Genomic DNA, 11586 nt, shown 5'->3' with positions numbered 1-11586 from the left:
TCAGTTAGTTTTACGTTAAAAATATTGATAACCATTCTCATAATGAGAATTGCTGACTAAAAAGGCGATTAATTCGGATTTAACCAAGTGTCCAGGATGAATTTGTTGACTATTGGTGTGACTTTTTTGGGATAATTGAGTTTCTACCCACAAGTAAAAAGACCCTGACTGAATAAAGTCAGTTTCCTCGTTTGGTATCCAGGTGCCATGAAGTATTCTCATAGTTATAACTCCCGGTTCGCCCACTTTAAATTGAGTTAGAAAAAAGCTGAACGATTTAGTAGGGGTTCTAGTTTACGATACAAACGTACTATAGTCCCGACTTTGCGCGATCGCATAAAAATAGAGTTTTTAGAGCAGGGTGGTAGTTCAAGGTAAATTTAGGGAAATGGCTAAAACCATTACTACACCAAGATTTTCTGTTTTTCGGTAATTTCTCGAACTCCAAAAAAATGAGCGAACCGGGAGTTATAATGCCTCTGGATTGTTTGGAAATTCACGCGCCTTAGAATTACTTTAGCAAACAGAGGTGCTAGAACTATCTTCTGTATAGCAAGAAAAGCGATGAAGAAAGAGTGCGGTAAGCTCCCGTCAGGCTTTTGATGTGGGCTGTGTTGCAGCGATCGCCGTTTCAAAGGGAGCGCTATTCTGAATAAAGATGAGTTCGGGATATTTGGCGATGCTCTAAGGCAACGTAAAAGACGAACGCAGTCACTGAAGACAGAGCAATCTCTATTCTTATTGCACTAAGTGCAATCGCTTCCAATACTGCGTTAGCATCAGCATAGTCTACATTAGCTAAAATATCAGATCCAAAGACCCGCGATCGCTTATGCAAGTTACCTTTGATCTGCCTGATGATGTTGTTTCTCAGCTATACTCCCTTGAAGATAAGCTGCCACAAATCTTAGAATTGGGGTTACGAGAACTTAATGCCATCACCCAGATCGAATTTTCAGGTGTAGCTGAAGTTCTGGAATTTCTAGCCAATCTCCCCACTCCCGAAGCCATTATTGCCCTACGTCCCTCACTGGCACTACAAACTAAAATATCCGCCCTGCTTGAGAAAAATCGGACGGTGGGTTTGAGTCCTACTGAAGAACAGCTATGGCAAAGCTATCAATACCTGGAGCATATTGTGAGAATGGCAAAAGCTAGAGCATTCCTCAAACTCCAAGAAATTGACAGGGAATGAGTACAACCTATATCCCTGTAGCTCTGCGAAAACAAGTTTATAAACGGGGAAAGGGCTGCTGTGAGTATTGCCTGATTCCTGATATCGTCACCTTTGTTGCTCACGAGATTGACCATATTATTGCTGAAAAACACGGTGGGTTAACTCAAGCCGAAAATTTAGCCCTTTCCTGCACTTTATGCAACAAGCATAAATGTTGTGATCTTGCATCCATCGATCCAGAAACAGGCAAAATTACACCACTGTACCATCCTCGCCAAGACTTGTGGGATGAGCATTTTCAACTTCAAGATGCTGAAATTGTACCTTTAACAGCCCAAGGTCGCGTTACAATTCGGTTATTGCAGTTGAATCGTCCTGATAGAGTTGAGGAACGTCTACTTTTACTACAGGCTGGAATCCTCAAACCATCACGATTAGAATAAACATAGAAAGCTTGGTTTGTTGATTATAAATCAAAGTCAAGACTGAATGTTTCACTATCAGAATCTTCTTCTTCCTCCTCTGCAAATGGAGTTGCAGTCCTTGAAGAGAGTTTGTTATCTTCAGTATTAATTGGCGTGAAAGTTACTTGTTGTGTGGGAAATGCACCCTTCCTGAAAGCAAAATAGCAATCAATGATAAAGTAGAGCGTCTCTAAGTAACTTTTACCTAGTTGCTGTGATTCGGCAAATATCCGCTCTCGGTAACTATCTTTGATCCGAACTTTTTCTGGGGTTAAGTCAAGTTTGTCTGCCATTGCGATCACTTAATAGATATAGTAGTTGGGTTCTTGCTGCTGATGGTTTTTGCCATCTCTAAAAGCCCAAAGACATTGGCTTCTACCGGATTGTCCAGGATTTTGAAGCCGTTTTTCTCCAACAGCTTCTTAAATCCTGGTAAGAGACAGCCTCCACCAATCGCCCAGATTTCATCCCCCTGGTGCTTGGCATCAAGTGTTAGATTCACCACTTTCTTCAAGTATTTTTCATACCAGTCTTTCAAACACGCACTGTATATGTCTTTGATATCGATGTCACGGCTGTACCGAGTATGCCCCATTTCCAGACAAAATCGGATTTTGGATGCATCCCCGATTTTTCCGCCATTTAAATGTTTCATTTTTTGGGAAATATCATCGATGAGAACTTCTACACCAATGGGGTAAGCAGTGTGAACTTCTCGTTGACCCCGGTTGTAACGAGAATACAGGGTTGTACCATTGCCAAAGTCTAAAATGGTTAACTTTTTTGGTAGTGGATGTCCAAACAATGCACCCATCCCCTCTAGTACAACTTTCAGCACTTCTACTTTTACTTCTGATTGCTTGCCAGCAAGTATTGGTTGATATTCTCCATTGAGTACTTTTTGTAGTTCTGATGCCAGAGCAACATCATGTAAACTGACGACTAATTTTAAGTGCCAAGCCTTACGATGTGGTAGATGTGCCAATGCTCCGAACAAAGTCAATAATGCGTTGTTGACTTTATTTTCATTGTTGTCTGTGTTGCGATCAAAATAATTTCCTGTACGGTAAGCTGATTCTCCAACGGTATAAGCACTACCGTTAAAAACTACACGCCCTGGGACATCTTCCATCTCGGCATTACTTATATAGCTGGGAACACGAATGACTTCAAATCCTTCGACTAAAAGTTTCAGGCTTCCGTAACCATTATCGAAACCCGCAGGAAAAATTTTTTGTAAGCTGTGAATGTTTGACATAGGCTCCAAGTAATACACTTTAAATTGTGAAAGTTATCCGTTCTGATAATTTTGGGGAGCAGGGGAGAGAAGAATAAAATAACTACTCCTTTTTGATCCAGTCTCAAGAGCTTATCATAACCCCTTGGGGGCTAAGTGGGGTACAAAATGCAATCAAGTCAAATATACCCCACTTAGCCCCTATATACACCCTATGTAGGGGTCGTATTCTTCCAAAAGTACTGTCATCTCTTTGGGGTATACATAGCCCCCATACAGCCCCCATAAACAATTTTTGAAATCTTTTTTACCAACACAGTAGAAATTAATTTAGATGGTTGACTATTTGATTTATACTTTTACTGTCAAATTTTTTATTACCAAATTTAGCAATTTAGTTCTCTGCAAGATGTCGAGCCAAGGTTCTGATCCACTTGGAATTTACCTACGACAAATTGCTCGTTTGGACAAGCTATTGCAAGACTTGAGATTGTCACTTGGGCTTTTAAGGTCAAGACTGGTAGTTGAAAAGCAATTTATTCTTTCACTATAACTTCAAGTTTCTTACGTAACGAGCGAGTTATTACTTGCTTAAAGGTTCAGCTTTCTCAACCGAATTATCATTCACGCCCAAAGTCAATTGCAAAGGAGTTCTTTGGGGGTAAGCTTTTACCACTTGTCGATAAACTTCATAGTTCGTAGGTAGCGTGTTCTGTGCATTACCCACTCCATAGGTCAATTTGTATTTTATATCTTTCAGCAATTCGGGTTTGCCTACCTCTTCTTGAAGTTTTTTGCGTTGTTCAACTTGCTCAACGCTTGGTCGTGGCGGTAAAGTCGGCCACCATAGCCCTCGATCATCCGGACCGACAACTGCTCCTGACGGTTTTACTCCATTCCGATTCAGCATCGAAGTAGTAGCAAAGGTTTCAATGCGTGGCTGTGGTTGACTAGTTAGATCATTGGCATACTTGACTTGCCAGGAGTAACTGGTGAGTGCTGTAGCTTCATACTGTTCAGCAGTAGTAGTGCTGCAACTAGTTAGTGTCAGTGCCGTTAGTGCAGTTATTATTGAGGGTAAAAATCTCATTTGCATTATCAGTTGTAAATATCTCTTACCAATCACTCTTTAAAAGGTTATGTGCCATCATCACTGCCAAGGTTAAGGTATCGCCGTAATCGAAAGCACTTCTCCCATAACAATCTAATCGCCATTTGCCTATTTTGAAAGAATGACTTTAGGAATGTTGATTGCCATACTAAATGTAGTTTCAGTTATCATCACTGCTTTCAACTAATAAAGCTTCAAGCTCTACTAATATTTTTTGTAATCGCTTGTGCTGATTGGGATTATCCCAAACCTTTGATTTTTTTACTTTACTGTAGGCTTCATCTATCTTCTTTTTTAAAGAAGATGATTTTTTATCTGTATTTCCAGGCGTGTTTGCTTGAATCTCAGCAAGACGCTCTTTAATTTGACTTAAAGATAAATTATTTTGAATTGCATCAGACAGTAATGATTTACGTAGGGCTTCATCCCTAATCCGCGCAATCACTTTGGCTTTAGTATACTCGATTACTCCTGACCGGAGAGCTTCCATAACATCTATAGGAAGTTTTAATAATGGGAGACGATTGGTTCTGAAACTTTCGGGGGAAAACTTTCCGATTGTGTTAAATACCTCAAGTAAAGACTGCCATTCTTGGCTGTGGATAACGTTATCCACAGCCTCTCGTTCTGGATGAGCTGCTGATTGAAGTAAAGCAACTATTGATTCTGTGGTTTGATTAAGTTTTAATCCTAAGAGAGCAATAATACTCTCTGTTTCCTCTATTGGGTTTAAGTCCTCTCTTTGGAGATTTTCCGAGAGTGCTAGTTCAAGTGCTTCAACATCTGTCATTTGCCTAATAACAGCAGGTACAAACTCTAATTGAGCAGTTTTAGCCCCTTGGAAACGACGTTCTCCTGCAACTAGTTCATATTTCCCATCCTTTTGAGGACGGACGAGAAGGGGCTGAAGAATTCCATGCTGTTTAATTGACTCTATTAACTCATGCATGGCTTGAGGAGCAAAGTAGCGACGAGGTTGTTGATGTGGTAGAACTATTTGTTTTATTGGGATAAGGAAAGCAGCGCTACTATTGTCTACTGCTTCTTCAACTCCAAATAAAGCATCGACTCCTTTAATTTCATAAGGTTGACTAACACGCTTCTTCAGACTCATGGCAACGTCTCCAAACTTTGAGCAATCTGTTTGAGAATAGTGACAGATGGATGCTTAGAATTGTAAAGTGCTAACGGTATATGCTCTTGGGCTGCATCAGCAAAAGCTACGGATCGAGGAATAGCTGGATAAATGGTACCAATCTTAGATAGAGAATTAGTAATTGACTGTAAGCTTTGGGAGCCTTGTCCAGTTCGGTTATCGTACATGGTTGGAACTACTCCAGCAATCTGTAATTTTCGATTTGCCCGAGAACGAACACGCGCAATCGTTGTTAACAATAGTTCTGTTCCTTTTAGAGCTTTATATTCAGTTTGAATAGGAATGAGTACGTGAGTGGCTGCCACCAAGCTAATATAGCTAAGAATACCGAGACTTGGTGGACAATCAACTAAAATGAATTGGTATTGTGCGATAACTGGTTCAAGAGCCTCCTTTAGTCGAATATCTCGCATATCTGCGACAACAAGTTCTAATTCTGCGCCACTTAAGTTGATGTTCGCGGGGGCCATATCCATACCATGTATATTCTGATGAATTGGTAATGGTTCTTCTAAGAGAATAGCTTCATAAACTGTTTTACCTAGTTCAGATGGCTCTAATCCCATAAAAGTAGTTAGTGAAGCCTGGGGGTCCATATCCACTAATAAAACGCTTTGCTGACTTTGAGCCAAATGGTAGCCTAAATTCATTGTCAGAGTAGTTTTGCTGACACCACCCGACTGATTAAAAACTGCAATGACTTTGCTCATTAACTGAACAGAAATAATAAAGACATCAACTTAACAATATCGGTATCAGTCACATACTGGCAAAAGAAACTTACATTCAGTAGACCGAACTTTAACATTTCAACTATTATTGCTAACTTTTTCAGTCTCCAAGCAATGGTTTCTCTGGTGTCAGCCCCACTGCCCCGGCTTTTAAGCTTGAACTAAAGTGAGTTTTCGATGACACTAATATTGAAAATTTAATTTAGTATTTATGTACTATATAGCTCCACTCCCAGTATTATAATGATGTGCGGCATCTGATCTATAAGCAATGTCCACTCCCCCTAATCTTTCCCCCCAACAAGTAAGCGCCTTTCCTCAACACGAAACAATCACCGGAGTCGTAGAACGCCTAACTTTTTACTCTACTGAGTCAGGCTACACTGTAGCAAGGCTGACCCGCCCCCGTAGCACCGAACTCACAACAATTGTTGGTAGCTTTGCTAATATTCAACCCGGTCAAACTCTACAGCTTACAGGTTTTTGGCGTGACCATCCGCAGTTTGGGCCACAATTCCAAGTCATCAATTACCAAGAAACCAAACCTGCTACTCTCACAGGGATTGAGAAATATTTGGGCAGTGGACTCATAAAAGGTGTAGGGCCAGTTACAGCCAAGCGTATTGTTGCTCACTTTGGACTTGAAACCCTCGACATTATCGAAAACCAGATTGAGCGACTGATTGAAGTTCAGGGTATTGCCAAAAAGCGAATTACCTTAATCAAAAACGCTTGGTCAACCCAAAAAGCGATAAAAGAAGTGATGGTGTTTCTTCAAGGACATGGCGTTTCTACCACTTATGCTGTGAAGATTTACAAACAGTATAAAGATGAGGCAATCGCTACAGTCACCAAAAACCCCTACCAACTGGCAGCCGACATCTACGGGATTGGTTTTTTAACTGCTGACAAGATTGCGAGAAATATTGGAATTGCCCCGGACTCAGAATTTCGTTACCGTGCAGGAATTATCCACTGTTTTAGTGTTGCTGCCGAAGATGGTCACTGTTACTTGCCACAAAGTGAACTGATTGAGTCGGTAATCAAACTGCTGACTACTGAATCCCATCAGCCCACAGAAGAAGCGATCGCTCTGATCATCAAAGATATGGCTCTAACAGACGACCTGATTAGAGAGCGGGATGAAAAAAAAACACTACTTTGCTACAAGCCGACTTATTTTCATACAGAACAGAATTTAGCTCAACTGATACGCCAACGCTTAGAAAAGCCTGTTAGTACTGACATTGAGCGTGTGCGTGATTGGATTGACCGTTTTACTGCTAGCCGGAAAATCCAGCTTTCAGAACAGCAACGTCAAGCCGTAGAAACAGCAGTTTATTCCAAAATCATGATCCTCACTGGTGGCCCTGGCGTTGGAAAGACCTTTACAACTCACACAATTGTCAGTTTGTGGAAAGCGATGGGGAAATCTATTGCCCTGGCTGCACCTACTGGACGGGCTGCTCAACGTTTGGGTGAAATGACTGGGCTAGAAGCCAAAACCATACATCGATTGTTAGAATTTGACCCCAGGACAAGGGGATTTAAATGCGACAGTGAAAACCCTTTGCCCCATACAGCAATTATCGTTGATGAAGCATCGATGCTTGATTTGTTTCTGGCTTACTCTTTAGTTAAAGCAGTATTAGCTGGCGCTCTACTATTGTTGGTGGGTGACATTGACCAGCTACCATCTGTGGGGCCAGGTCAAATACTTGCTGACTTGATCAATTCTGGGCGAGTTCCCGTGGTGCGCTTGACCCAGGTATTCCGCCAAGCTCAAACAAGTGCTATTATCACTGCTGCTCACCAAATTAATCGAGGAATTTATCCCACAATCGAGCCAATCTCCGACAATCCTGTGTCCGACTGTATTTGGCACGGCGGCGGACATCAGCCCGAACATGGTGTACAGGCAATCTGCGAGTTGATTACCGATTTGATTCCACGCTTAGGTTTTAATCCTGCTACTGATGTGCAAGTACTTTGTCCAATGTCGCGGGGCTTGGTAGGGACTCGCAACCTTAATACTGTGTTGCAGCAGTTGATTAATCCACCCAGCCCCAACAAAGTGGAGATTAACAGAGGTGGAAATTTATTACGCGAGGGCGATCGCATCATCCAGCTAACCAACGACTACAACCGCGAAGTTTTCAACGGCGACTTAGGAATTATCCTCACCATTGATACTGTAGAGCAGGAAGTTACAGTGCAATATGGTGAGCGGACTGTGGTTTACGATTACGCTGACCTCAATGAAATTGCGCTAGCGTGGTGCGTGACTATTCATAAAAGCCAGGGGTCAGAGTATCCGGTGGTGATTCTGCCAATCTATATGCAGCACTACATGATGTTAACCCGGAACCTGTTTTACACTGGGCTGACCCGTGCCAAGAAATTAGCGATCGTTGTAGGAGCAAAAAAAGCGATATCTCTGGCGGTGCGTTCTACTGATGACCAACAAAGGTACACAAGGTTGAAGCAGAGGTTACTTCACGCCGGACTGCATTGATATGTCTTGGCTATTGAAAATAGAAAACTTCAATGAACTCACTCAACAGCTAGACCGTGAACCAACAATGACAGAATTAGCCAATGCTGTTGAAAAAACTGAAACACAAGTCCGAGCAGCGCTACACCTTGGTCAAAAAGCCAAACAAAAAATGGTGACAGCAAACCTGCGACTGGTAGTTTCTGTTGCTAAAAAGTATCAAAACCACAATTTGGAATTTTTAGATTTGATCCAAGAAGGAGCAATAGGTTTACAAAAAGGTATAGAAAAGTTTGATCCCAACCGAGGTTATAAGCTATCAACCTACGCCTACTGGTGGATTAGTCAATTCTGCGCCATCATCAAAATGATATGCAAGAGTATTTATTTGATTAAGTAGAATTACTTTAGTTAGATGACGCACAGATATTGCAGAACTAAGATGAAAAACTATATTTTAGAAGTAAGACCACAATAGGTAATCAATGCCCAGCAAAACAATCGATGTCCGAGAGTACACCGTCAGAGCGCACAAGCGGGAGATTCACACCCGCGTTTTCAACTTCGTATGTAAGCAGTGTGAACAACCCACACAAAGAGAAACCTTTGGTGTTCGACCTCTATATTGTGAGAAATGCCGTCCGCCACAACCTCCCAAGCAATCGAAAGTAGTCCCTATAGGCAAGAGGAAACCCAGAGCGATGAACTATAAGAGTGATGAAAGTCAGCTAGGATGATTTGTTGTCTCAAGATTTTGAGCGATGTCTACGACGGGCTATTCGGCGTCGCATGTGAATGAAGCAGTGCGCTCATTCGCTCAACCTAACTCAAGTAAAAAGTAACTCTAATGTTTAGGGTCATTCAGGAGTTGCAAACTGTGCAAATAACTCTGCCCCTGTCAGGTCATTAGTTTCATTGGCGAAACAGTAATATTGGGGCTTTTCATCAATGAATACCTGATGATCGAAAACAAGACCTTCAGAACTATCGAATAGTCCAACGGGGATGAAATACTGGTTACTTTGTTTCAATTTGAAAAACAGATGGCTACCACACTGCCTACAGAATCCACGTTCTGCCCACTGTGATGATTGATAAAGCCCAATATTTTCTTCACCAGAGAAGCTAACATCACTTTTACAATCAACAGCTAACAGAGGCCCTCCGCCCCAATTGCGGCAGATACTACAATGACACGCTCCCACACTTTTACTCATGCTAGTTGTAGAAAGACTTACTGCTCCACACAGGCAACTACCTTTTGCAATGCTTACATTAGACATATTATTTTCTCCGATTCCACGCAGGCGCTTCAATTGCTCACATTTTCCCTTATTTCATACTGGAAATGCCAAGAATATTAAGTAGTTCGCTTTCGTGACTTTGCTCTTTTAAAGGTAAGAGCAAAGTTACGAAACAACTTTTACAATTTATTATCTAGAAAGCTTGCCCAGAGACTATTTATAAAGTAAATCTTTAGAGAACAAGACGACGCAACATAATTCTGTACTTGACATTAGCGAGAAACGGGATATCAGATACGGGTTTTGGTTAACATAGAAATTCCCCTGACATTGCAAATATTGTATGCCCAAGACTTGGAACATCAAAATAGATAACTACTTTCAAGCCAACCCAAACTGCATCATCGCCACTGCTCATGTAGACTCATTCCCTATAGACCTGCCGCTAGAACCGAACATCCGCGAACCGAACCGAAAAAGCGCGACCTACAGACAAGTCTTCGACTCACTGACAACCGAACCCGAAAAATTCTTCTCTCGTCATAGCGGAATCGTTCTGTCAGCCAATAAAGTTAAGCCTATCAAGAACAAAACTGAACTAGAGCTAGAAGTCTTAGAAGCTAACGAGGGCGGTAGTGATGGGATTATCAACGGTGGTCACACAGTTTTAGCATTTGAGCAAGCGAAAAATTACAAATATGACCTAACCGAAGCCAGGGTAAAAGTTACGATTCACATCGGGCTGACTGAAGAATCAGCCAAAGACATAGCCCTAGCTTCAAATACCACAACGCCAGTAGATTCTCGCTCCAAAGTCAACGCTAGGGGTGATTACAAATTCATCAAGCAGTACTTAGCTCAGTTAGAACACAAAGAAGATAGAAAATTCCGCATTGCCTATTATCAAAACCAAAGCGGCGCTCCCAGAAATGCCCAGTGCAATGTCACCCATTTGCTCAAGCTCCTTTATTGCCTCGACAGAAATAAATACAACCCCGACGGCAATAAACGAACCAAACACCCAGCAGGGATAAGTCTTCCAAGTAACATCACAGATGCAGAAAGAGAAAGATTAACTGCACTTTTACCTCTGCTAACTCATGCTTTGTGGATAGAGCAAAGACTCTATGAAATAATCCAAGACCATATCAGCAACCCCAGAAGAAAGGGTGCTAACGACCTAGCATCAATTGATATACGTAAAACGACGTTGTTGCCGGACAGCAAGTATTCATTCGGGTTTGGTGCGCCAACTGACTTGGCACTACTATGCTCGTACTCTCGTTTATTATGTAAAGTTTCTAAGTTGTCTGGATCTCCATGCATACACCAATATGCAACAGTTCTGGGTGAACAACCTAGAAATCTAGAAATTTCCTGTTGTGTTCTACCATCATTTTGGAGCAGAATAATTAAAATTCTTTCTCTTACATGCGGTAGCTCACTTTCCTTAAGAGCCTGCTGTAGCTGAGTAATTTGTTCCGAAGTTAAAAATTTTTTGGCTGGTGGTGGCATAGTTACTTTCAATCTACTCTGCATTTATATTATGCAGCTTAAATGCCGATTAGCTTAACTTCATCCTTTGGATCGCTGCCAATAACAATAGCTGGTGTTTGAGATTTTGCACCAATTTTATTGATAATCACCCCAGCCAGAGTTGACTTGCCGGATTGTGTGCCACCAGAAATGTAGAAATGGTGATTACTGCGAAGGGTCATATTCTGATTAGATGCAGCATTACACAATTCATCAATCCACGCACCATCAATCAATACTCCGGACAATTTTTAGTTGACGGAATAGACAAGAAAGCTATCGAACCATTACAGCAGTTTTCATGTATTTAAACCACATCTTTCGTAGGGGCACAGCAATGCTGTGTCCCTACCACGTGGTCTATTTACCTGAAAATAGCTGTAAGGTGCTGATTAGAAAAAACTTGCACCGACTCGATAGCCATATGGAAATTGTA

Annotated in this window: 12 protein-coding genes and 3 pseudogenes; 6 read left to right on the top strand and 9 right to left on the bottom strand. The window is 41.5% G+C overall.

What is annotated here, in order from left to right; translation table 11 throughout:
- Nucleotides 1–15 precede the first annotated feature (15 nt).
- The gene (locus HWQ39_RS02320) at nt 16–222 is read right to left on the bottom strand and encodes a hypothetical protein (RefSeq protein ID WP_292840990.1); all 207 of its coding nucleotides are present in this window, start codon (nt 220–222) and stop codon (nt 16–18) included.
- Between the two features lie 610 nt (nt 223–832).
- On the opposite strand from HWQ39_RS02320, the gene HWQ39_RS02315 reads away from it, so the two are divergent.
- Nucleotides 833–1195, top strand: coding sequence for a hypothetical protein (locus tag HWQ39_RS02315; RefSeq protein ID WP_292840988.1), 363 nt, complete (start codon nt 833–835; stop codon nt 1193–1195).
- On the top strand, nt 1192–1620 hold the full coding sequence (locus HWQ39_RS02310; protein WP_292840985.1) for an HNH endonuclease signature motif containing protein: 429 nt from the start codon (nt 1192–1194) through the stop codon (nt 1618–1620). The genes HWQ39_RS02315 and HWQ39_RS02310 overlap by 4 nt, the downstream gene beginning before the upstream one ends.
- A gap of 23 nt (nt 1621–1643) precedes the next feature.
- Here the strand turns inward: HWQ39_RS02310 and HWQ39_RS02305 are convergent, their stop codons facing one another.
- The 5 genes from HWQ39_RS02305 to HWQ39_RS02285 form a co-directional block, all read right to left on the bottom strand.
- Nucleotides 1644–1934 carry a hypothetical protein gene (locus HWQ39_RS02305; RefSeq protein ID WP_292840982.1) on the bottom strand — a complete coding sequence of 97 codons (291 nt, stop codon included), beginning with the start codon at nt 1932–1934 and terminating at the stop codon, nt 1644–1646.
- 5 nt (nt 1935–1939) lie between these two features.
- Nucleotides 1940–2899, bottom strand: coding sequence for a ParM/StbA family protein (locus tag HWQ39_RS02300; RefSeq protein WP_292840979.1), 960 nt, complete (start codon nt 2897–2899; stop codon nt 1940–1942).
- 562 nt (nt 2900–3461) lie between these two features.
- The gene (locus tag HWQ39_RS02295; RefSeq protein WP_292840977.1) at nt 3462–3974 is read right to left on the bottom strand and encodes a hypothetical protein; all 513 of its coding nucleotides are present in this window, start codon (nt 3972–3974) and stop codon (nt 3462–3464) included.
- 175 nt (nt 3975–4149) lie between these two features.
- Entirely contained in the window at nt 4150–5103 is a 954-nt protein-coding gene (locus tag HWQ39_RS02290; RefSeq protein ID WP_292840975.1) for a ParB/RepB/Spo0J family partition protein, read from the bottom strand.
- The gene (locus HWQ39_RS02285) at nt 5100–5855 is read right to left on the bottom strand and encodes a ParA family protein (RefSeq protein ID WP_292840973.1); all 756 of its coding nucleotides are present in this window, start codon (nt 5853–5855) and stop codon (nt 5100–5102) included. The genes HWQ39_RS02290 and HWQ39_RS02285 overlap by 4 nt, the downstream gene beginning before the upstream one ends.
- A gap of 292 nt (nt 5856–6147) precedes the next feature.
- On the opposite strand from HWQ39_RS02285, the gene HWQ39_RS02280 reads away from it, so the two are divergent.
- From HWQ39_RS02280 to HWQ39_RS02270, 3 genes and pseudogenes are all read left to right on the top strand, one after another.
- A complete protein-coding gene (locus HWQ39_RS02280; protein ID WP_292840971.1) occupies nt 6148–8391 on the top strand; it encodes an ATP-dependent RecD-like DNA helicase in 2244 nt (747 codons plus the stop codon).
- A 37-nt stretch (nt 8392–8428) separates the two neighbouring features.
- A pseudogene (locus HWQ39_RS02275) lies at nt 8429–8749 on the top strand (sigma-70 family RNA polymerase sigma factor); the annotation flags it as partial.
- A 106-nt stretch (nt 8750–8855) separates the two neighbouring features.
- Nucleotides 8856–9107: a hypothetical protein gene (locus HWQ39_RS02270; protein WP_292840966.1), complete on the top strand. Its 252-nt coding sequence runs from the start codon at nt 8856–8858 to the stop codon at nt 9105–9107.
- 120 nt (nt 9108–9227) lie between these two features.
- On the opposite strand, the gene HWQ39_RS02265 is transcribed toward HWQ39_RS02270, so the two are convergent.
- Nucleotides 9228–9653: a GFA family protein gene (locus tag HWQ39_RS02265; protein ID WP_292840963.1), complete on the bottom strand. Its 426-nt coding sequence runs from the start codon at nt 9651–9653 to the stop codon at nt 9228–9230.
- Between the two features lie 304 nt (nt 9654–9957).
- Between HWQ39_RS02265 and HWQ39_RS02260 the strand changes: the two are divergent.
- Nucleotides 9958–10881 (top strand): annotated as a pseudogene (locus HWQ39_RS02260) (AIPR family protein); the annotation flags it as partial.
- Nucleotides 10882–10883: 2 nt separating this feature from the next.
- On the opposite strand, the pseudogene HWQ39_RS02255 reads toward HWQ39_RS02260, so the two are convergent.
- Both HWQ39_RS02255 and HWQ39_RS02250 read right to left on the bottom strand, forming a co-directional pair.
- Nucleotides 10884–11129: pseudogene (locus tag HWQ39_RS02255) on the bottom strand (helix-turn-helix domain-containing protein); the annotation flags it as partial.
- A 38-nt stretch (nt 11130–11167) separates the two neighbouring features.
- A complete protein-coding gene (locus HWQ39_RS02250) occupies nt 11168–11386 on the bottom strand; it encodes a hypothetical protein (RefSeq protein ID WP_292840960.1) in 219 nt (72 codons plus the stop codon).
- Between the last annotated feature and the right edge of the window lie 200 nt (nt 11387–11586).

The sequence above is a fragment of the Nostoc sp. NMS8 genome (assembly GCF_017115045.1).
Taxonomy (GTDB): domain Bacteria; phylum Cyanobacteriota; class Cyanobacteriia; order Cyanobacteriales; family Nostocaceae; genus Nostoc.
This window is presented reverse-complemented; position numbering and strand designations above follow the sequence as displayed.

Bases quoted from the DNA above. Each gene is read 5' to 3' on its own strand.
- HWQ39_RS02320 (WP_292840990.1), bottom strand. From the start codon at position 222: ATGAGAATACTTCATGGCACCTGGATACCAAACGAGGAAACTGACTTT.
- HWQ39_RS02315 (WP_292840988.1), top strand. From the start codon at position 833: ATGCAAGTTACCTTTGATCTGCCTGATGATGTTGTTTCTCAGCTATAC.
- HWQ39_RS02310 (WP_292840985.1), top strand. From the start codon at position 1,192: ATGAGTACAACCTATATCCCTGTAGCTCTGCGAAAACAAGTTTATAAA.
- HWQ39_RS02305 (WP_292840982.1), bottom strand. From the start codon at position 1,934: ATGGCAGACAAACTTGACTTAACCCCAGAAAAAGTTCGGATCAAAGAT.
- HWQ39_RS02300 (WP_292840979.1), bottom strand. From the start codon at position 2,899: ATGTCAAACATTCACAGCTTACAAAAAATTTTTCCTGCGGGTTTCGAT.
- HWQ39_RS02295 (WP_292840977.1), bottom strand. From the start codon at position 3,974: ATGCAAATGAGATTTTTACCCTCAATAATAACTGCACTAACGGCACTG.
- HWQ39_RS02290 (WP_292840975.1), bottom strand. From the start codon at position 5,103: ATGAGTCTGAAGAAGCGTGTTAGTCAACCTTATGAAATTAAAGGAGTC.
- HWQ39_RS02285 (WP_292840973.1), bottom strand. From the start codon at position 5,855: ATGAGCAAAGTCATTGCAGTTTTTAATCAGTCGGGTGGTGTCAGCAAA.
- HWQ39_RS02280 (WP_292840971.1), top strand. From the start codon at position 6,148: ATGTCCACTCCCCCTAATCTTTCCCCCCAACAAGTAAGCGCCTTTCCT.
- HWQ39_RS02270 (WP_292840966.1), top strand. From the start codon at position 8,856: ATGCCCAGCAAAACAATCGATGTCCGAGAGTACACCGTCAGAGCGCAC.
- HWQ39_RS02265 (WP_292840963.1), bottom strand. From the start codon at position 9,653: ATGTCTAATGTAAGCATTGCAAAAGGTAGTTGCCTGTGTGGAGCAGTA.